The organism is Microbacterium panaciterrae, from assembly GCF_039541635.1.
Classification (GTDB): domain Bacteria; phylum Actinomycetota; class Actinomycetes; order Actinomycetales; family Microbacteriaceae; genus Microbacterium; species Microbacterium panaciterrae.
In genome coordinates this window covers 43,707-62,980 of sequence record NZ_BAABGP010000018.1, presented here as the reverse complement: position 1 = coordinate 62,980, position 19,274 = coordinate 43,707, and the positions used below count along the sequence as shown (strand labels likewise).

The following is a 19,274-nucleotide window of genomic DNA, read 5'->3' as shown; positions in this document are numbered from 1 at the left end:
GCCGGCAGCCGGCGATCGGCGGTCGCGAATGCGCAGTGACACGTACCCACATTCAAAGGAGAAATGATCTTGAGAAGCATCAAAAGCATCGCCGTCACCGGCATCTGTGTCGCGGGACTTCTGCTCACACCGCTCGCGGCCCACGCAGCGGCGCCTGATCCGACCGAACCGGCGGGCGAGCCGGGGGAATCGGCTCTCTCGGTGCTGAAGGTGCTGACGAACGCGACCTCGCCGAACTCGCACACCTATTACATCTCGCCCACCGGCGACGACAGCAACCCCGGAACGAAGGATGCCCCGTTCAAGACGCTGCTGCGGGCACAGGCTGCCGCATCGGCGGGAGATGTGGTGTACATCCGCGGGGGCGTCTACAACGACTTCACCATTCCTGAGACGGACAACCCGTTCGAGAACGTCTACCACTACGTGAATCCCATCTCCAAGAGCGGGATCACCTACGAGGCCTACCCGGGGGACGCTCGGCCGGTGTTCGACTTCAGCGCGGTGCCGACCGATCAGCGCGTCGCCGCGTTCTACATTCAGACGAACGTGACAGATGTCAACTTCGTGGGATTCGACGTGACCGGTGTCAAGGTCGGGGCGCAGAAGCAGTCCGAGGCGTTCCGGATCGCGGGCGGTGCGAACTTCGTCGACATGGCCGCTTACGGCAATGAGGCGAACGGGTTCTATTACACGATGGACGGTACCGGGGTCGTGCTGAACAGCGATTCGCACGACAACATCGGTCCCACGGCGACTGCGGCCGGGAACACGGACGGATTCGGCGCGCACGCCAAGAACGTGTGGTTCATCGGCGACCGCTCGTGGCACAACAGCGACGATGGTTTCGACAGCATCTCGTCGCACGGCCGGGTCGCCTACATCGACAGCTGGTCCTTCGGTCAGCACGGCAACCAGAACGGCGTCGGCGACCAGAACGGCTTCAAGGTCGGCGGATTCGCGTATGCGACCAGCGGGCTGCCGGATCCGATCCCGTTGCACACCGTCATCGATTCTCTCGCTGCGGACAACGGCGCCAACAACTTCTACGCGAACCACCAGCCGGGACAGTCGGCCTACTGGATCAACAACACCGGCGACAAGCCGGGTTACGGTGCCGACTTCAACATGCTGGAGCGCGTGAGCCCGACGAGCCCGGAGAACATCGCGGGGTACCGCGAGGTGCTGCGCAACAACCTCGCATTCACCGGACCGCTGACGATGAACGACGACACGCCGGCCGCGAACGAGACGAACAACTCGTGGACGCTGAACGGCGGTCTCGACCTGAGCGCTTCCGACTTCGAGAGCCTCGACATGCAGCAGCTCGCCGGGCCGAGGAAGCCGGACGGCGGCCTTCCCGAGGTGAACTTCTTGAAGCCTGTCAACGGCTCCGCGGCGCAGAAAGCAGGACTGGGCTACCTCGCCGACAAGGGCGATGCATATGCCACGCTGCAGAAGCTCGTCGGTGTGTACGCCCAATCGGGAGACGTCGACGCTCAGGACATCGCCGACAGCCTCGTCGCGAAGCTGCGGGCCCATCAGCTCGGCGCCTTCCTGAACGAGCTCGGCGCTCAATCCGGCAAGCACGTCAGCGACTACGCGGCGGTGACGTTGACCCTGGTGGCGCACACGCTCACGGCGTAGGGTTCGCCGGCCCCTGGAACCGGGGCTCGGCGCGTGAGACCACTACGAGTCCGCGGACACCGTGGTCTCGCGCGCCGAGCTGCGGGCAGGATGTGCTGCGGCGCGTGGAGGCGGCTGGTGCGCGCTCGATGAGGGTCAGCGGCGCGCCAACAAGGGGACGCCGAGCTCCGCGACGCCGACGGGCAGGCCGGTTTCGAGGGACCGGTTGCCGGCGATGCCGACCGCGATCGAGCGCACTCCGTCGGTCCAGTCGGCGGGCCGAGCGAGGGGATCCACGCCAGGGCCTTCGAAGACGTCGCGCAGCAGCAGCGCGTCTCCGCCGCCGTGCCCGCCGGCAGAGTTCGAGATCGGAATCTCGACGGCCTCCCCCCAGTGTCGCTGCACGAGCAGCCGTTCGCCCTGCGGGCGCAGAGATCCGACCCGGTCTGCATGGATGGCGCTGGGATCGAGCACGGGATGCAGCCCCTCGTCCACGAGTACGGCGCCGCGCTCGATGACCTCGAGCTCGGCGCGTCCCTCGGTGCCGTTCACGGCCACGCGGTAGCCCTCCCAGGGCGAGTGCGCGTTCAGCGAATACGACAGCGTGGCGCCGTCGGCGTAGTCGACGATCACGGCGAGGTTGTCCTCGATCGTGATGCCCTCGCCGAACACGTCGCGGTCGCGCAGATAGCCATCGTGACCCTCGGCAGCGAGATAGAGAGCGTTCAGATGCGGGTCGTCGCGCAGGTCGAGCTCGAACGGCGAGTGTGAGCCGTCGTGCGTGCCGCGCGCCGGGCGCTCGCCGAGGCCGCGTGCGGCGGCGTTCTCCGCGCCGTAGAAGTGCAGAGCGCCGGAGGCGAACACGCGGGTCGGACGCTGTCGGATCCACCAGTTGACGAGGTCGAAGTGGTGACTGGACTTATGCACCAGCAGTCCGCCCGAGTGCTTCTTCTCGCGGTGCCATCGCCGGAAGTAGTCGGCGCCGTGCTTCGTGTCCAGCATCCAGGAGAAGTCGATCGAGGTGACCCGCCCGATCCGCCCATCCTGGATCACCTGGCGCAGCGCACTGTTGCGGGGCGCGTATCGGTAGTTGAAGGTCAGTACGATGCGCCGACCGGTGCGCTCGACCGCCTCCTCGATCGTGGCGGCCCGCACGGCATCGATCGTCAGCGGCTTCTCCACGACGACGTCGGCGCCCGCGTCGAGTGCGCGCACGATGAGTTCCGCGTGCAGATCGTCGCGCGCGGTGATGATCACCCGGTCGATCCGCTCGGCGCGGATCATCTCCTCGAGCCGATCCGGCGTCCAGCTGCTCGGTGCGTCGAACCCGCGTTCGGCGACGAACGCCACGGCCGCGTCCCTCCGCACCCGATTGGGCTCGCAGACGGCGATCAGCCGGGCACGATCGGAATGGGCGCCGGTGATCGCATCGATGTACATGTAGGCGCGGTGGCCGGCGCCGGCGAGGGCATATCGGGTGGTCATGATCCTCCTGACGGTCGCGCACTCAGTGCACGAGCAACGATCCCTTCGCCGACTCGTCGCCGTCGCGCCGCTCCAGGGCGCGAAGCGAGCGGCCGACGAAGGCGGCGATACGGCGGGCACCGTCGAGGCGGAAGTGCGTGTCGTCGACGAGGCCCTCCGGCCACGCGGCGGTCTCGCCGGGTGCGAAGTGCGAGAGCAGTGCGACGGATCCGTCCGGGCCGAGATCCTCGTACAGCCAGGTCGTGAACGCGGTGAGGTCGATCAGCCCGGCGTCGAGCTCGTGCGCCAGGTCGCGCACCGCGTTCGGGTAGTCGCCGTGTGTCGGGGTGATCCGGTCGCCGTCGAACCAGCGGCGCTCGCAGGACGTGCACAGCACGGTCGTCGCCTCGCGCTCGCGGGTCTCGGCGACGAAGCGGCGCAGGCGATCCGTGTAGCCGCCGCGCGCGGCGAGCAGGTGCGGCTGCTTCTGGTCATTGTGCCCGAATTGAATCAGAACGGTGTCCCCCGCGCGCACCTCGCGGATCAGTTCGCCCCAGCGGCCTGTGCTCAGGAACGATTCGGTCGTCGCCCCGCCGAATGCCAGGTTTCGCACGGGGGCGTCGACGGATTCCGGGAGCGCTTCACCCCAGCCGGCCATCGGCGACTCCTCCGGGCTCATCGGGGCCACGGTCGAATCTCCCGCGAGGTGGTACGTCATCTCCGCTCCTTCTGGATCCGCGCTCGCGGATCCGTCCTTTCCATTTCGTCTGATCGGTCGGTACCATGGGAGTATGTCAGAGAAAGCGCTTTCCGTCGCGGCGGACATCCTGACTGTTGATACGACCGACCCCGTGGCGATCGCGGTGCGCGAGGGCGACGTCGAGCTGCTCCGCTACGTCATCGCGCCGGACACTCGCGTGCTCGAATCGCCGAAGCCGTACCTCGATCCGATCCGCACCAGGGCGGGCCGAGTGGTCAGCCTGTTCCGCCCGTGGGACCACGTGTGGCATAAAGGCATCGCCTGGTCTCTGCCGGTGGTGGATGCCGAGAACTTCTGGGGCGGGCCGACCTACGTGCACGGTGAGGGCTACGTGCAACTGCCGAACAACGGCACACAGGCCGTGATCGGCACAGCGGAAGTCTCGGTGCGCGACGGGGTCGTCTCGATCGGCCATAATGTGCGGTGGAGCACCGAGTCGGGGGTGCACCTGTTCGACGAGCGACGCAGGATCACGGCGCAGGTGCTGGATGAGTCGGGGTGGGCGTTCACTTTCGAGGTGGCGATGACCAACGTTCACAGAGCATCGGTCAGGTTCGGCTCACCCACGACGAAGGGGCGGGAGAACGCGGGCTACGGTGGCCTCTTCTGGCGGGGGCCTCGTTCGTTCACGGACGGGACGCTGCTGACCGCCGTCGGATCCGGATCCGGCGCCGAGATTCGTGGGCAGCGGCACGAATGGATGGGATTCCTCGGGCGGTCCTTGATCTTGACCGCGCCGAACCCGGCATCGATCCACCTGCGGACCTGCGACAGGAGCTCCTCGAGCGAATAGTGAAGGTTGACTCCGGATCCATACGTGCGGACGCGTTCGCGGCGACATCCGAGCACGGTGGAAAGAGGTGCGGCTGCTTGTCGCGCTTCTGCATCCCACAGCGCGAGGTCCAGGCCTGCGAGAGCGATGGTGGTGATTCCGCCGCCGCCGGCTTCGTGCAGGTGCTCCCACAATCCCTGCCACGCGACTCCGGGCCTCGCAGGGCGACCGACTGCAGCGCGGGCGATGTCGTTCTGGAGCAATGCTGCGACAGCTTCTGCCCCGATCTGGGGGGTCCATGAGAATCCCCAGCCGTCTGCGCCGTCGCTGCGGACGACGTGCGTGGCGATGACTCCCACGGATGTGACGTCGGTGCCCCAGTGCCTTGCCAGCGGCACGCGCTGCAGTCGGGCCGACAGTCGAACGATGGATGTCAAAGCAGGTCCCGGCCCGACGCGAGAATCTCTACGAGGCGTGCCTCTTGAACGGGCGTCGGGTCGACGAGCGGCTCGCGCACGGATCCGACCTCGATCCCGGAAAGACGCAGCCCCGCCTTGATCAGCGAGACGCCGAACCCTGGTGTCTCGTCGCGCAGGTCGACGAGAGGACGATAGAAGCCGTCCAGCAGTGCCAGTCGGCGCTCCTCATCACCGTCGACATATGCACGGTAATAGGCGTTCGCGATGTCCGGCGCCATTGCGAACGTGGCCGATGAATAGAGCGGGACGCCGATCGATCGGTACGCGCCCTGACTCAGCTCCGCGGTGAGCAGACCGTTGAAGAATGCGAAGTCGCTCCGTCCGACCTCGTGAACCGCACGCACGATCGACTGCGTCGTGCCGATATCGCCACTCCGTCTTTGAAGCCGACCACAGCCGGGTTCGACGCCAGGCGACGCATCGTGTCGACGGAGTACAGAGCGCTGCCTCGGCGGTAGACGATGACCGGCAGCTCTGCCGCTTCCGCGATCCGTTCGACGTAGCGGACGAGACCGTCCTGCGTACCGGAGACGAGGTACGGCGGCAGTACGAGAAGGGCATCGGCTCCCGCTGCGGCAGCCGCCTGTCCGACCTCGATCGCGTGTCCCAGCACTCCGCCAGAACCCGCGATCACCGGGACCCGGCCTGCGACGGTCGTCGTCACGGTGCGCGTGACCGCGGCAGCCTCCGCGGCCGACAAGGCATGGTATTCGCCCGTTCCACATGCGGGGAAGACGGCACCAGCGCCGTTCGCGATGCCGGTCTCGACGTGCGCTGCAAGCGTCTCATGCGCGAGTGCGCCGTCCGGGTTGAAGGGTGTGACCGGAAAGAAAAGGATCCCGTGGAAGTCCATGTGCGTCCTCTCAGGAAGCGGATGTCAGAGCCAGCTCGCTGCGCCAGCTGCGTGTGGGATGCCAGCCGAGGAGAGCTGTGGCCCTCTCCGAAGAGAACGCCGGAGCAGTCCCGGTCAGAGCAGAGGCAGCCCCTGCCGTCCCAGGGTGGTATCTCGGAAGGAGCTCGCTGAGCGGCTCACGAGCGAGGGCATCGGCCGCCCCGACGAGGAAGACCTCGCCGTTCGGAATGTCCTCGATTCCGGTGAGCAGCGTGTCCGCGAACGCCGCGACATCCCGGGCGTCGACGTAGTTGAACAACGCAGGCGCGGAGAGCGCGGGATCATCGAGGCGTTCACGCACAGTGTGACCTTGCTGCGTCGGGGCTCCCGCCCACTCCTCGGGGGCGATCACGTAGCACGGGCGGAACGACGCGAACCGGATGCGCTCCCCTGCCTCTCGGCGCAGCATGTCGAGCGTCTGCTCGATCAGCAGCTTGGAGAGGGCGTACGCGTTCCATGGCTGCGCGGGGGAGTTCTCGTCGAGAGGCAGGCGCTTCGGCGTCCATCCTTGCGGCGCGCCATAGCCCAGCACGGTGGGGCTCGAGGCGGCTACGACGCGAGGGATGCCTGCGCGGACCGCGCCTCCGAGAACGGTGAGTGCCAGAGTCGCATTCGTCCGAAGAATCGTCTCTTCGGGGGCGCTGAAGGGCACGGCTATCGCGGCCAGATGGATGACGGCATCCGCACGGGCGTCCCTCAACGCCCGCTCAGCGGCCGCGCCGTCGGCGAGATCGACCTCGACTTGGACGATGCCGTCCTGATCGAGTGCGGCGATCGGCGTGCGATCGAGCGAGATGAGTTCGTGACCGATGGCGGCCAGATCCGACACCAGAGGCCGCCCGAGACGGCCAGATCCGCCGGAAACGACGATCCTCATCGCTCGAGCTCCAGAAGCCGGATCCCGAGGTCAGCGGTCGACACCGCGCTTCCGGTCTCCAGCGATCTGTTGCCGGCGATGCCGACGGCGATCGAGCGGATCCCGTCGGTCCAGTCGGCGGCACGGCCGAGCGGATCGGTCGAGACGCTCTCGAAGACGTCGGCCAGCAGGAGCGCATCGCCGCCGCCATGCCCGCTCGTCGCGCTGCTCACGATCGGAACTTCATGGGCCGCCTGCCAGTGGCCCTGCACCACCAGTCGTTCCCCCTCAGGGCGGATGTGGTCCCCGCCGTCGGAACCCGAGAGGCTGGGATCCAGCGAAGGGTGCAGGTCGCCGTTCGCCAGGACCGCACTGCGCTCGACGACTTCGAGCTCCGCGCGTCCGCGGGTCCCGTTCACAGCGACGCGGTATCCCTCCCAGGGCGAGTGCGCGTTGAGAGAGTAAGACATGGTTGCGCCGGATGCGTAGTCGACCACGAGGGCGAGATTGTCCTCGATCGTGATTCCATCGCCGAAGACATCACGGTCCCGTAGATAGCCGTCGTGTTGCTCGGCAGCAAGGTACAGCGCGGCGAGACGCGGATCCGTGCGCAGATCGAGTTCGAACGGGTCCGGGTCGTCATGGGTGCCACGTTCCGGGCGCGTGCCGAGACCGCGTCGTGCAGCGTTCTCCGCGCCATAGAAGCGCAGCCCGCCCGACGCGAAGACGCGCGTGGGGCGGGAGTGGATCCACCAGTTCACCAGGTCGAAATGATGGCTCGCCTTATGTATCAGGAGCCCACCGGAATTGACCTTTTCGCGATGCCAGCGTCGGAAGTAATCCGCACCATGATTCGTGTCCAGCATCCAGGAGAATTCGACCGACGTCACTTCGCCGATCGATCCGTCCTGGATGACCTGGCGCAGCGCCGAGTTCCTCGGCGAGTATCGATAGTTGAAAGTCAGCACGACCTCGCCTCCGGTGCACTCGATCGCATCCTCGATCCGAGCGGCACTCGGTGCGTCGATGGTCAGCGGCTTCTCCACCACGACATTCGCGCCCGCTTCGAGCGAACGTACGATGAGCTCCGCATGAAGGTCGTCCCGAGCGCAGAGGATCACTCGCTCGACACCTTCCACATCGATCATCGTTTCCAGATCGCTGGGCGCGTAGACAGCGGGCGCAGATGCGCCTGCGGCTTCGATGCGATCGACGTAGTAGGCGGCACGTACCGGATTCGGCTCGCACAGCGCCACCAGCTCTGCGCTGTCTCGATGCGTGCCGAGGATCGCGTCGACGTACATCTCCGCGCGATGTCCCGCTCCGATGAGGGCGTATTTCGTCTTGGTCATCTCATTGATTTCTCTGTGTTCCGACGATCAGGAAACGTTTTCTGAGACCCTAGCATAGCTGCACATCGTGGAAGGGGTGCGCAGAGATGACGGCGTCCGGGTGCGCTCCGGGAGAGACGCGTCAGCAGGAGGGAGCAGACAGAGCTTTGACGCGAAGGTTTGCGATGGAAACCGTTTTCTACCCGGGGCGCTACTATGTTCCGAGACCCGCACGCGTGCAGCAAGGAGGTTCCGTGGATCCGCATCCCTCGACCAAGCCGCCGAAGATCGTCGACGTGGCGAAACGCGCGGGGGTGTCACTGTCGACCGTCTCGCGGGTGATGAACCAGAACCCGACGGTTGACCCCGTTCTCGCGGCTCGCGTGCGCAAAGCGGCGAAGGCTCTCAATTACCACGCGAGCCCGCTCGCGCGAAGCCTCGTGCTGGGGCGGACCCAGACGGTTTCCGTCGTGGTCCCGGATCTGGGGAACCCGACGTTCCAAGCGATCTTGCGTGGTCTGAGCCGCGCTGCGAAGCGGCAGGGGTACCACGTCCTGATCGCCGATTCCGCGGAGGCCGTCGCAGAAGAGGGCGTGCTCGCCGTGGAGAGCCGCCGTCGCTCCGACGGACTTGTGCTCTGCGCGCCCCGTATGGAGCAGAGCGAGCTTGATGCGCTCTTGCCGAGCCTGGAGCCCGTCGTCCTCGTGAATCGCGAGTCGAGTGCCGGGGTTCCCACGGTGGCGGCGGATTATCGGAGCGCTCTGCGTGAACTGGGTGAGCATCTCTATGGCCTCGGGCACAGGCGCTTCGTGTTCCTCTCGGGCGTGCCGGGAAGCGCATCCAACCGCAACCGACTGGTCGCCGTCGATGAATTCCGTCGCGCCCACGAGGATGTCGACGTGCAGGCGCTCGAGTGCGGAGTCGGTTTCGAGGACGGCGCGGTAGCCGTCGATGCCGTCCTGGACAGTGGCGCCACCGCGGCGTTGGCGTACAACGATCTCGTTGCTATGGGACTGCTGAGCGCCGTGACCGAGCGAGGTCTGCGCGTACCCGACGATCTGTCGATCGTCGGCTTCGACGACATCCCGTTCACGAAATACACGAACCCTCCGCTGACGACTTCGTCGGTTCCCGCCGAGGACATCGGGGAGCAGGCGTGGGTGGAGATGTCCAGCCTGCTCGCAGGCAACAGTGCGCGGCATCCGGTCTATTTCCGGCCGCGGTTGGTCGTGCGCGCGAGCACGGCTCCGGTTCAGGGCGCGGAGAAGGCGGCAGCCCCGATGGTGGAGCATCCGCTCGGATGAGCGCTACTCGACCTCGTGCCCGAGGTCGGGACGGGAGACGAAGCGCGCGCTGGCGTCGCTTGCACCTTCGAGTTCCAGGATCACGACTTCGTTGACCCCGCGGCGCGTCGCCGGCCCGGGCACGTAAAGCGTGCGCTGCGGCCCCCGTCGCCAATATCTGCCGAGGAAGAATCCGTTTACCCAGGCGTACCCCTTGCCCCAGCGATGTGTCGCCAGGAACAGATCGGCTGATTCGTCGAGATGGAACCGGCCGCGGAGAGCGACCGGACCCGTCACTCGCCCGCCGGAGATGGCTGTCAAGTCGACAGGAGCGTCGGAGAGGGACTTCGCGAGCGCCGAGACGTCGAAGGTGCGCACGGTCCATGGTCCGTCGACCGGAGTTCCGTTGAGCAACGGGATACCGATGATCCCCTTCGCCTCGCCGATTCGCGTGTCGTAGTTCACGCGGCCCGTCTCCTCGACGAGCAGCCGCAGCTCCTGGCCGGCGGGGAGCGCGAGGGTGTCGTCTTGGACGGTCCGCTGGAGGCGGCCGACCGGGCGCCCGTCCCGCAGAACCCATGCGTAGTCGCGGACCTCGGCTTCGAGAAGGCCGGTCCCCGGAGCTGTGACCGCGTACTCGACGAGTGTGACATCGGAGCCGAGCTCGTCCATCGTCGGCGGCGCGTCGAACGGGCCGCGATGCGTTGCGATGAGCGAGAGCGGATCCGAAACGGCCTCGAGTCGCACGGTGAGGGCCGGCGCATCTGTTGCGGTCGGCAAGGGCACCTCGGGTACCGGGGCATGTTTGGAGATGATCTCGCGGTAGGCGTGGAATTTGTCGGTGAGATCGCCGGATTCGCTGATGGGTGCGTCATAGTCGTAGCTCGTCACCAGCGGGAGATACCGTCCTGAGTCGTTCGCGCCGTTGGTGAGTGCGAAGTTCGTCCCTCCGTGCACCATGTAGATGTTCACGGAGGCACCGGCGCTGAGCAGGCGATCGAGATCCGCGGCGCTGTCGGCGACCGATGTGGTGTGATGCTTCTCGCCCCAGTGGTCGAACCAGCCGCACCAGAATTCCATGCACATGAGCGGACCGGTGCGCTGATGTTCACGGAGCGCTGCGAGGCGTTCGTCGATCCGGCTTCCGAAGGATCCCGTCGTGTGCAACCCCTCGTGAGCGCCACCTTCGAGCATGTGCGAAATCGGCTGGTCGACCCGAGTGAGCGGCACCGTGATGCCTCCGGCGCGAGTCACGCGGATGAGTTCGGCGAGATAGGCCTTGTCGGATCCGTAGGCGCCGTACTCGTTCTCGATCTGCACCAGGATCACGCTGCCGCCGCGATCGATCTGCCGCGGGGCGATGATCGCATTGACTCGTTCGAGGTAAGCGGTCACCGCGGCGAGGTAGCGCGGATCGCTGCTGCGCAGCCCGAGCGACTCGTCCCCGGTCAGCCATGTGGGTAGACCGCCGTTATGCCATTCGGCGCAGATGTACGGCCCCGGGCGCACGATCGCGTTCATGCCTTCGTCGTGGATGATGTCGAGGAACCGGCCGAGATCGAGGTCGCCGTCGGCCCGCCAGTCGCCGCGCACAGACTCGTGCGCATTCCATGGGATGTAGGTCTCGATCGCGTTGAGTCCCATGAGACGTGCTTTGCGGATCCGATCGCGCCATAGTCCGGAATGCACGCGGGGGTAATGCATGGCACCTGAGATGATCTGGTGAGCCTCACCGTTGAGGAGAAAGTCGGTCTCGCCGATTTCGAATCGCGACGTCATCGTGTGGTCTCGCCTTCATTTCGTCTTGCTGGATTCCCGGCTGCGGCGCGAAGTGCGGCGCTCCCAGGAGATCACAGCTCCAGCACAGTCGGGCGGTCCAGTCCACGGACATGGACCGTAGGCCAGCGCTCGTCCACTGTCAGTGTCGTCACCGTCCCGTGCGCGATCGTCACGGTGTCCTCGATCTTGGCGCCCGGAGCAGAAGGGTTCCAGGCGACGAATGCCCGGCCGGTGAACTGGTCCGTGCTCTGCGGGGTGGCACGAGGATCTCGCCCGTCGTACCCGGCCACGCCTCCCTGATGATGGCGACGCCATTCGTCCGCCGCGAAGCCATGGCGAGGATAGGCGAGAGCAATCGCGTTCTGATCTCAGGAAACGCCTGCCGCAACCAAGCTCAAGCTACCCCCTCCGGCGATTGTGAAGAGAGCATGGCGCCACCCTCAGGTCCCAAGAGCGGCGTGTTTCTGGGCATGAAGTTTCGGAGCTCCTTGGACAATCCTCAGAAAACGTTACCTCAGATCATCGTTTGCGGTTACTGTGGCACCCGAGCCGCAGTCGACTGGCTCACCCGCCCCGGCTCGACCACTGCGCGAGTCTCAAGCCAAGGACCCTTACGAGTGTCCGAATCATGTGCGCGGTTGAGAAGGCGGCGCTCCACTGCACTCGCGGTGGTCCCCGCAACAACCCGGATCCTCACCGCCCGATTCGTCGGCGGAACCCACGGTTGAAGCGATTCATTTTCCCTGTTATCGTGTGGGAAAGCCCTTTCCGACCGCGATGAAGCAGGTGTGAGATGACGAGCGTGGAGCCTTCAGTCGGTCGGCTCACCCACCGACTCGCGCCACAGGATGGTGTAGAGGGGCCCGTCCTCGAGGGCGACCTCCTTCTTGGTGACCTTTGCGAGCAGTTGCAACATCCCGTTCCGGCCGAGCCGCTCGAGATCCACGGAGACCGACGACAGCGAGGGCGTCAGGAACCGACCGATGGGCTCGTCGTCCCACCCGATCACGCTGAGGTCGCCGGGAATTCTCCAGCCGCGGTCAAGGGACGCGCGCACAGCGCCGGCCGCGATCAGGTCGTTCGCGGCGACGACGGCAACGGGGAGGTCGCTCTCGCTGAGACCCGCGATCGCGTCACGACCGGCTTCGCCCGTCCAGTTCCCCCCGGCGATGCCCAACGATCGCAGGCCCAGGCGTTCGATCGTCTCGCCGTAGACGCGGCGGCGCGCACGAGCCGAGGCAAAGTCCTCGGAGCCGGCTATGTGAAGGAACCTCCGATGTCCGAGGGCTGCCAAGTGCTCGATGATCGCCGCCACCGTCGATCCATCGGCGAGTTTGCCGATGCCGCGCATCTCATCGTCGAAGTCGCCCGATACGACGATGGCTGTGCCTGTGTCGACGCTCTCGGCGACATTCGCGGGGAGCGGGGCATACGACAGCAAGCCTTCGAACTGCCCCATGCCGATGAGCTCGGGAATGTGCTCCCCGCGACCGGTGCTCCCGCCGGCAAGGCTCACCACGTCGACCGCGTAGCCGGCTTCGTGCGCGGCGCTGGTCGCCCCGGCGAGCAGCCTCGCGGGGTTGAACGCCACGGTCGGGAGGATGACGGCGAGCCTGCCGTTGCGGCGGGTGCGCATGGACCGGGCGATGAGATTCGGGCGATAGCTCAGCTGCGCGACGGCATCGTCGATTCGTGCCCGGGTTGCCGCCTTCAAGCCGCCCTCGTTGCGGAAATAGCGCGACACCGTCTGGTGAGACACGCGTGCGAGTCCCGCCACATCGCGCATCGTCGCGCGCCGGCCCGGTTCGAGATCCGTCATGTGCGCTCTCTTCTCAAAAGAATTCGTCGAGGTCATCTTGACACAAAAGATGATCGTTCACTATCGTCGTCCACACAGAAGGTGATCGTTCACTTTCTGTGATCCGAAGGAGGATCAATGCACCCTGAACACAACGCTGCGAGTGGGGGCTCGCGATGAGCGCTCTCGGCGAACTGCGGCAGCTGAAGGACTCGAAAGGCTCCCGCGGCGACGGCAAGACCGCATTCTGGTTCCTCCTGCCCTGGTTCATCGGGCTGTTCGCCGTGACTGCCGGTCCGATGCTCGCTTCGCTGGGCCTCTCGTTCACCAAGTACAACCTGCTGCAGCCGCCGACGTTCGTCGGCCTCCAGAACTTCGTCCGAATGTTCAGCGATGAGCGGCTGTTGCACTCATTGGGCGTGACGTTCACGTACGTGCTTGTCTCGGTCCCGCTGCAGCTCGCGCTGGCTCTCGGGCTCGCCGTGCTGCTCGACCGCGGCGTCCGCGGGCTGTCGTTCTACCGGTCCGTGTATTACCTGCCGTCCCTCATCGGCGGAAGCGTGGCCATCGCGGTCCTGTGGCGTACCGTCTTCGGGGTCGAGGGTCTGGTCAACCAGTTCCTTGCGATCTTCGGGATCCAGGGTCAGGGCTGGATTTCATCCCCCGACTCCGCGATCTGGACCTTGATCATCCTCAACGTCTGGACGTTCGGCGCCCCGATGGTGATCTTCCTCGCCGGACTGCGTCAGATCCCCGTGTCCCTGTACGAGGCGGCGAGCGTTGACGGGGCCTCGAAGTTCCGGCAGTTCTTCAGCATCACCCTCCCGTTGCTGAGCCCGATCATCTTCTTCAACCTTGTTCTGCAGCTCATCCATTCGTTTCAGTCCTTCACCCAGGCGTTCGTCGTCTCGGGCGGGACCGGGGGTCCTGCGGACTCGACGCTCCTGTTCTCGCTGTACCTCTATCAGCGCGGGTTCCGGGCGTTCGACATGGGTTACGCATCCGCATTGGCCTGGCTGCTCGTCGTGATCATCGGCGCTTTCACCGCCCTGAACTTCTGGGCCTCCAAGTATTGGGTGTTCTACGATGACTGAGACTTCCGCTCTCCTGGCGGTGCACCCCGCGAAGGTGACACGTCACCCCGTCGACAGGCGTCGCGCCCTTCAACCCGTCCGGGCGTTCTTCAAGCACGTCGTGCTCATTCTCGGCGCGCTGATCATGCTCTACCCGGTGCTGTGGATGGTTGTGAGCTCTCTGCGCCCGAGCGACCAGATCTTCGGCGACCCGACGCTCGTGCTGAAGACCTTCGACATCAAGAACTATGTCAACGGGTGGACTGCGCTGACACAGCCCTACGGGTATTACCTCATCAACTCGATGCTCGTGGTGCTCGGTGCGATTGTCGGCAACCTGGTCGCCTGCTCGCTCGCCGCATACGCATTCGCGCGTCTGAACTTCCGCGGCAAGAGGTGGTGGTTCGGGATCATGCTCGTCACGATCATGGTGCCGATCCACGTCATCATCGTGCCGCAGTACATCATGTTCTCCCAGCTCGGATGGGTGAACACGTTCTGGCCCCTGATCCTGCCGAAGCTGCTCGCCACAGATGCGTTCTTCGTGTTCCTCATGGTGCAGTTCATGCGCGGCATCCCGCGCGAACTCGATGAGGCGGCGCGCATCGACGGCGCGGGACACCTGCGCATCTTCTTGCAGATCATTCTCCCGCTCATGGTCCCCGCCCTCGGCACGACGACGATCTTCACCTTCATCTGGACCTGGAACGACTTCTTCTCCCAGCTGATCTATCTGACGGATCCGGACAAGTACACGTCTTCGCTCGCGCTGCGGTCATTCGTCGACTCGCAGGGGTCGACCGACTGGGGCGCGGTCTTCGCCATGAGCGTCGTGTCTCTCCTCCCCGTGTTCCTCGTCTTCCTGTTCGGTCAGCGCTTCCTGCTCCGCGGAATCGCGACGACCGGCGGCAAATGATCGATCCCATCCCGCACCGTCAAGAAATCTGAAACCTCACCACCACCAAGAAATCTGAAGGAGAGTCATGCACTCGAACAAGATCCTGCGCCGCGGGGGCATCGTCGCCGCCGTGGTCACAGTCGGCGCGCTCGCGCTCGCCGGCTGCTCCGGCGGCAGCACGCCGGCGGCCAGCACTAAGCCGACTCTGTCGGGGAAGGCGACGACGATCACGATGACGTTCTGGGGCGGCGACGCGCGCGTCCAGTCGACGCAGAAGGCGATCGACGCTTTCGAGAAGAAGTACCCGAACATCACCGTGAAGCCCCAATTCACCGACTGGACCGGCTATTGGGACCAGCTGGCGACCGCCACCGCCGGCGGCGACATGCCCGACGTCGTGCAGATGGATGAGCTGTACCTCGCGTCGTACGGCAACCGCGGCGCGCTGTACAACCTCAACAATGTGAACATCGACATGTCGAACGTCGCCGCGGCCGCCCGGGACACGGGCAAGGTCGACGGCACCCAGTACGCCGAGCCGATCGGTGTCGCCGTGTACGCGATCGTGGCAAACAAGGACCTGTTCGACAAGTACGGTGTCGCGCTGCCCGACGACAAGACCTGGACGTGGGACGACTACGCCAAGACCGCCGAAGAGCTCAGCCAGAAGAGCAGCGGTGCCATCAAGGGCACCGATCAGGTCGGAGGGTTCGACGCGGGCAGCGTCAAGTACTGGGCCCGCTCCGATGGCGGTGAGGTCTTCGATGCGAAGGGGAAAGTCGTCCTCGACCCCAAGTCGCTCGCGAAGATGTGGCAATATCAGCTCGACCTGCAGAAGTCAGGGGGGATGCTGTCTCCCTCCGCCATCACCGAGTCCTTCAACGCAGGCATCTCGGGGAACGACCTGGCCACCAACAAGGTCGCCATGGGCGTCGCGTACAACACGCAGCTGACCGCGTTGCAGAAGTCGAGCGGTCAGAAGCTCGTGCTCCTGCAGCCGCCGGTCCCGAAGAACGTGCACCCGAACTCCTACAAGCCGTCGATGTACTGGTCGATCTCTGCGAAGACGAAGCACCCGGCGGAGGCCGCCGCATTCGTCGACTTCCTCCTCAACGATCAGGAAGCGGCGAAGGCCCTTCTCACCGAACGCGGCGTTCCGGCGAACGACAAGACGCGGGCACTCATCAAGGACTCGCTCGCGCCGACCGACCAGGCGGCGATCGCCTACCAGGAGGCTGTCACTCCGGGCAAGGCCCCGGTTGTCACGCCGAACGGCGCCAGCACCATCGAGACGATCCTGCAGCGGTACACGCAGCAGGTGTTCGCCGGCCAGCAGAAGCCGCTCGACGCCGCGAAGGCGTTCATCGCGGAGCTGCAGGGCGAGATCGACGCAGCCCAGTAAGAACCAGCGGGGGAGGGGAATCCCTCCCCCGCGTTGCTTCCCACCCGCCCCCCGATCTCAGGAGCAGTCCCGTCATGTCCTCCCCACGCGTGTACCGTGCCGCCATCATCGGTACCGGCGGCATCGCCCGTGCCCACGCCGACGCAGTGAAGGCCCTCGAGCCGCGTATCGAGCTCGTGGCCGTCGCCGATGTCGACCTCGACCGTGCGCGCGCCTTCGGCCACGAGCACGGAGTGCCCGCCGCGTATGCCGATGCCGTCGAGCTCTTCGCAACGGAAGAGCTCGACCTCGTGCACATCTGCACACCCCCTGGCTCGCATACGTCTCTCGCTCTGCTCGCGCAGCGGGCAGGAGTCCCGGCCCTCGTAGAGAAGCCGACCGCGCTCAGCCTGCGCGAAATCGATCAGCTGCTCCACGCCGAGCAGGAGACGGGCGTCCCCGTGCTGACCGTCTTCCAGCACAGGTTCGGGCCGGCCGCGCGTCACCTGGCTGCGCTCGTCGATCGCGGCGTCCTCGGGCGCCCGCTCGTCGCGACCTGCGAGACCCTGTGGTACCGCGACGACGAATACTTCGCCGTCCCCTGGCGCGGTCGCTGGGACGTCGAGGGAGGCGGCCCGACGATGGGACACGGCATCCACCAATTCGACCTGCTCCTCGCGATCCTCGGCCCGTGGGCAGTCGTCAGCGCGTTCGCGGGGCGCCAGTCACGGCCGACCGACACCGAAGATGTGTCGATCGCGCTCGCCCGCTTCGAGAACGGCGCTCTCGCCACCGTCGTCAACTCGGTCGTCTCGCCTCGGGAGACCTCGCGGCTCCGCTTCGACTTCGAGTACGCGACGGTCGAGGTGGAGCATCTCTACGGGTACACCTCCGCCGATTGGACCTTCACGCCCGCCCCGGGTCATCAGGAGCTGGCGGCGCAGTGGCGCCCGCAGGCCTCTCAAGAGAGGAGCGGCCACCGCGATCAGCTCGCCGCCATCCTGGACGCGTTCGATGGCGGTACGGCGCCCGAGGTGTCCCTCGCCGACGCCCGCCGCACGATGGAATTCGCCGCAGCGACGTACGCATCCGCGTTCGGCGGTGCGCCCATCCGCGCGGGGGAGATCGCCGGCACCGACCCGTTCCTGCAGAGCATGGACGGCGGCATGGTGCCGTGGCCGAGCCTGAAGGAGGCTCGCGTATGACCGGGCTGCGTCTCATCCACGACATCGGCGCCGGGATCGCCGTGCGCGACGGGGATGTCGAGCTCCTGCGCTACACCTACGCCCCCGACACGCCGCAGCTCGAGTCTCCGAAGCCGTTCGTGCATCCGATCCGCACGCGCGCCGGGAGGCTCGCGAGCCTCTTCCGGCCGCACGACCACGTGTGGCACAAGGGCATCGCCTGGTCACTGCCGGTCGTCGACGACGAGAACTTCTGGGGCGGCCCCACCTACGTTCACGGACAGTTCTATGTCCAGCTCGACAACGACGGCAGGCAGCAGCACCTCGGCGTGGACGCAGCCGAAACCGATGGGACTGCCGTGGTCTTCGTGCATCGTCTCGACTGGATCACGCAGGGCGGAACGCGCATGTTCACCGAGCGCCGGAGGCTCACCGTGCGCGTGTTGTCGGATGAGGCGTGGGCCTTGACCGTCGAGACTGCGATGACGAACGTGACGGATGCTGCGATCGTCATCGGCTCGCCCACGACGCGCGGACGTGAGAATGCCGGCTACGGCGGACTCTTCTGGCGGGGTCCGCGCTCGTTCACGGGCGGACAGCTCGTCACAGTGAACGGCGTCGGATCAGGCGATGACGTGCGCGGACAGCGGCACGAATGGATGGCCTTCGCGGGGCGTCATGATGCGGATGACGCATCGAGTGTGGTCGTCATGGTCGATCACACCGAGAACCCCCACCACCCACCTCAGTGGTTCGCGCGCTCGGAGGAGTTCGCCGCGCTGAATCCCGCGCCCTTCTTCAGCGAGGAGCTCGAGGTCCCGGCGGGAGAGACGATCGTCTTCCGGTATGGCGTCGGTGTCGCAGACGCAGAGGCGGATCAGGCGGCCTCCCTCGCGGACGCGGTTCGCGGGGCGCTCTCGGAGGCGATCGCATGATGAGCGCCTTCCCCGGTGGCACGTCGCTCTCCTTCCTCGACGTGTACGGCGATGAAGCGCCGGATCACGTCTGCGGGGGAAGCCCCCACGTGCACCTCGCATCGACGGAGTGCTACATCGGCGTCGGCGGCCGCGGCCAGCTGCACACGCTGACCTCGGAGGGCGTGTCCGCGGTCGATATCGAGCCCGGATCCCTCGTGTGGTTCACTCCCGGCACGATCCATCGGGCGGTCAACCTCGGCGAACTGCGTGTGATCGTGCTGATGTCGAACTCAGGTCTGCCGGAAGCGGGGGACGCCGTGCTCACCTTTCCAGCCGAGTACCTCCAGGATCCGGAACGATACGAGGCTGCCGCAGCTCTGGCTTCTGATGGCACAGAGCAGGAGCGTGCGGTCGCTGCGGCGCGGAGGCGCGACCTCGCGGTCGCGGGATACCTCCCGATCCGCGATGCACTCGCCGCCGGCGACACCGGTCCTCTCGAGGAGTTCCGCGCCGCCGCCGCGGCGCTCGTCCGTGCGCGAGCGTCGGAATGGGCAGACATCGTCCGCACGGGACCCGCCGCCCAAGCGGACGAGACCTTCAGCGCGCTGCAGCAACTGGCCGCCGGGGACGCGTCGTTCCTGGCAGATGCGGCTGTCGCCGCAGCGCCCGATCCGACCCGACGTTTCGGCATGTGCGGGCGCCTGCTCGCGTACGACCTCACATCCCGTTAGCAGTGTTTCATGGGCGACGCGTATGCACCGCCCTTCTGACCCCTGACCTC

Annotated in this window: 16 protein-coding genes and 2 pseudogenes; 9 read left to right on the top strand and 9 right to left on the bottom strand. The window is 66.1% G+C overall.

Annotated features, from left to right (window positions below):
• Positions 1 to 69: 69 nt before the first annotated feature.
• A complete protein-coding gene (locus ABD882_RS12985) occupies positions 70 to 1,647 on the top strand; it encodes a right-handed parallel beta-helix repeat-containing protein (protein WP_345187583.1) in 1,578 nt (525 codons plus the stop codon).
• A 135-nt stretch (positions 1,648 to 1,782) separates the two neighbouring features.
• Here ABD882_RS12985 and ABD882_RS12980 read toward each other — a convergent pair whose 3' ends face one another.
• Together ABD882_RS12980 and ABD882_RS12975 are read right to left on the bottom strand one after the other, a co-directional pair.
• The gene (locus ABD882_RS12980; RefSeq protein WP_345187581.1) at positions 1,783 to 3,111 is read right to left on the bottom strand and encodes a Gfo/Idh/MocA family protein; all 1,329 of its coding nucleotides are present in this window, start codon (positions 3,109 to 3,111) and stop codon (positions 1,783 to 1,785) included.
• A gap of 22 nt (positions 3,112 to 3,133) precedes the next feature.
• Complete coding sequence (locus ABD882_RS12975; RefSeq protein ID WP_345187579.1) at positions 3,134 to 3,808, bottom strand: rhamnogalacturonan acetylesterase; 675 nt, start codon at positions 3,806 to 3,808, stop codon at positions 3,134 to 3,136.
• 73 nt (positions 3,809 to 3,881) lie between these two features.
• Between ABD882_RS12975 and ABD882_RS12970 the strand changes: the two genes are divergently transcribed.
• Positions 3,882 to 4,643 carry a DUF6807 family protein gene (locus ABD882_RS12970; RefSeq protein WP_345187577.1) on the top strand — a complete coding sequence of 254 codons (762 nt, stop codon included), beginning with the start codon at positions 3,882 to 3,884 and terminating at the stop codon, positions 4,641 to 4,643.
• Positions 4,644 to 4,702: 59 nt separating this feature from the next.
• Here the strand turns inward: ABD882_RS12970 and ABD882_RS12965 are convergent.
• The 4 genes and pseudogenes from ABD882_RS12965 to ABD882_RS12950 form a co-directional block, all read right to left on the bottom strand.
• A pseudogene (locus tag ABD882_RS12965) lies at positions 4,703 to 4,981 on the bottom strand (mandelate racemase/muconate lactonizing enzyme family protein); the annotation flags it as partial.
• 74 nt (positions 4,982 to 5,055) lie between these two features.
• Positions 5,056 to 5,954: pseudogene (locus ABD882_RS12960) on the bottom strand (5-dehydro-4-deoxyglucarate dehydratase).
• A 10-nt stretch (positions 5,955 to 5,964) separates the two neighbouring features.
• Positions 5,965 to 6,870 carry an NAD-dependent epimerase/dehydratase family protein gene (locus tag ABD882_RS12955; protein ID WP_345187575.1) on the bottom strand — a complete coding sequence of 302 codons (906 nt, stop codon included), beginning with the start codon at positions 6,868 to 6,870 and terminating at the stop codon, positions 5,965 to 5,967.
• The gene (locus ABD882_RS12950; protein ID WP_345187573.1) at positions 6,867 to 8,201 is read right to left on the bottom strand and encodes a Gfo/Idh/MocA family protein; all 1,335 of its coding nucleotides are present in this window, start codon (positions 8,199 to 8,201) and stop codon (positions 6,867 to 6,869) included. The genes ABD882_RS12955 and ABD882_RS12950 overlap by 4 nt, the downstream gene beginning before the upstream one ends.
• An 86-nt stretch (positions 8,202 to 8,287) precedes the next feature.
• On the opposite strand from ABD882_RS12950, the gene ABD882_RS12945 reads away from it, so the two are divergent.
• Positions 8,288 to 9,484, top strand: coding sequence for a LacI family DNA-binding transcriptional regulator (locus ABD882_RS12945; protein ID WP_345187571.1), 1,197 nt, complete (start codon positions 8,288 to 8,290; stop codon positions 9,482 to 9,484).
• A 3-nt stretch (positions 9,485 to 9,487) separates the two neighbouring features.
• Here the strand turns inward: ABD882_RS12945 and ABD882_RS12940 are convergent, their stop codons facing one another.
• From ABD882_RS12940 to ABD882_RS12930, 3 genes are all read right to left on the bottom strand, one after another.
• Positions 9,488 to 11,242: a glycoside hydrolase family 35 protein gene (locus ABD882_RS12940; protein ID WP_345187568.1), complete on the bottom strand. Its 1,755-nt coding sequence runs from the start codon at positions 11,240 to 11,242 to the stop codon at positions 9,488 to 9,490.
• Between the two features lie 71 nt (positions 11,243 to 11,313).
• Entirely contained in the window at positions 11,314 to 11,532 is a 219-nt protein-coding gene (locus tag ABD882_RS12935; protein WP_345187566.1) for a hypothetical protein, read from the bottom strand.
• A 521-nt stretch (positions 11,533 to 12,053) separates the two neighbouring features.
• A complete protein-coding gene (locus tag ABD882_RS12930; protein WP_345187564.1) occupies positions 12,054 to 13,061 on the bottom strand; it encodes a LacI family DNA-binding transcriptional regulator in 1,008 nt (335 codons plus the stop codon).
• A gap of 155 nt (positions 13,062 to 13,216) precedes the next feature.
• Between ABD882_RS12930 and ABD882_RS12925 the strand changes: the two genes are divergently transcribed.
• From ABD882_RS12925 to ABD882_RS12900, 6 genes are all read left to right on the top strand, one after another.
• Complete coding sequence (locus ABD882_RS12925; RefSeq protein ID WP_345187562.1) at positions 13,217 to 14,134, top strand: carbohydrate ABC transporter permease; 918 nt, start codon at positions 13,217 to 13,219, stop codon at positions 14,132 to 14,134.
• A 124-nt stretch (positions 14,135 to 14,258) separates the two neighbouring features.
• Positions 14,259 to 15,029, top strand: a complete 771-nt coding sequence (locus ABD882_RS12920) for a carbohydrate ABC transporter permease (protein WP_425563372.1) — start codon at positions 14,259 to 14,261, stop codon at positions 15,027 to 15,029.
• 67 nt (positions 15,030 to 15,096) lie between these two features.
• The gene (locus ABD882_RS12915) at positions 15,097 to 16,413 is read left to right on the top strand and encodes an ABC transporter substrate-binding protein (RefSeq protein ID WP_345187559.1); all 1,317 of its coding nucleotides are present in this window, start codon (positions 15,097 to 15,099) and stop codon (positions 16,411 to 16,413) included.
• Positions 16,414 to 16,487: 74 nt separating this feature from the next.
• Complete coding sequence (locus ABD882_RS12910) at positions 16,488 to 17,597, top strand: Gfo/Idh/MocA family protein (protein ID WP_345187557.1); 1,110 nt, start codon at positions 16,488 to 16,490, stop codon at positions 17,595 to 17,597.
• Positions 17,594 to 18,511, top strand: a complete 918-nt coding sequence (locus ABD882_RS12905) for a DUF6807 domain-containing protein (protein ID WP_345187554.1) — start codon at positions 17,594 to 17,596, stop codon at positions 18,509 to 18,511. Before ABD882_RS12910 ends, ABD882_RS12905 begins: the two co-directional genes overlap by 4 nt.
• On the top strand, positions 18,508 to 19,224 hold the full coding sequence (locus ABD882_RS12900; RefSeq protein ID WP_345187552.1) for a cupin: 717 nt from the start codon (positions 18,508 to 18,510) through the stop codon (positions 19,222 to 19,224). The genes ABD882_RS12905 and ABD882_RS12900 overlap by 4 nt, the downstream gene beginning before the upstream one ends.
• The last annotated feature ends 50 nt before the right edge of the window (positions 19,225 to 19,274 follow it).

Bases quoted from the DNA above. Each gene is read 5' to 3' on its own strand.
- ABD882_RS12955 (WP_345187575.1), bottom strand. From the start codon at position 6,870: ATGAGGATCGTCGTTTCCGGCGGATCTGGCCGTCTCGGGCGGCCTCTG.
- ABD882_RS12970 (WP_345187577.1), top strand. From the start codon at position 3,882: ATGTCAGAGAAAGCGCTTTCCGTCGCGGCGGACATCCTGACTGTTGAT.
- ABD882_RS12980 (WP_345187581.1), bottom strand. From the start codon at position 3,111: ATGACCACCCGATATGCCCTCGCCGGCGCCGGCCACCGCGCCTACATG.
- ABD882_RS12925 (WP_345187562.1), top strand. From the start codon at position 13,217: ATGAGCGCTCTCGGCGAACTGCGGCAGCTGAAGGACTCGAAAGGCTCC.
- ABD882_RS12940 (WP_345187568.1), bottom strand. From the start codon at position 11,242: ATGACGTCGCGATTCGAAATCGGCGAGACCGACTTTCTCCTCAACGGT.
- ABD882_RS12910 (WP_345187557.1), top strand. From the start codon at position 16,488: ATGTCCTCCCCACGCGTGTACCGTGCCGCCATCATCGGTACCGGCGGC.
- ABD882_RS12915 (WP_345187559.1), top strand. From the start codon at position 15,097: ATGCACTCGAACAAGATCCTGCGCCGCGGGGGCATCGTCGCCGCCGTG.
- ABD882_RS12975 (WP_345187579.1), bottom strand. From the start codon at position 3,808: ATGACGTACCACCTCGCGGGAGATTCGACCGTGGCCCCGATGAGCCCG.
- ABD882_RS12900 (WP_345187552.1), top strand. From the start codon at position 18,508: ATGATGAGCGCCTTCCCCGGTGGCACGTCGCTCTCCTTCCTCGACGTG.
- ABD882_RS12905 (WP_345187554.1), top strand. From the start codon at position 17,594: ATGACCGGGCTGCGTCTCATCCACGACATCGGCGCCGGGATCGCCGTG.
- ABD882_RS12930 (WP_345187564.1), bottom strand. From the start codon at position 13,061: ATGACGGATCTCGAACCGGGCCGGCGCGCGACGATGCGCGATGTGGCG.
- ABD882_RS12950 (WP_345187573.1), bottom strand. From the start codon at position 8,201: ATGACCAAGACGAAATACGCCCTCATCGGAGCGGGACATCGCGCGGAG.
- ABD882_RS12945 (WP_345187571.1), top strand. From the start codon at position 8,288: ATGACGGCGTCCGGGTGCGCTCCGGGAGAGACGCGTCAGCAGGAGGGA.
- ABD882_RS12920 (WP_425563372.1), top strand. From the start codon at position 14,259: ATGCTCTACCCGGTGCTGTGGATGGTTGTGAGCTCTCTGCGCCCGAGC.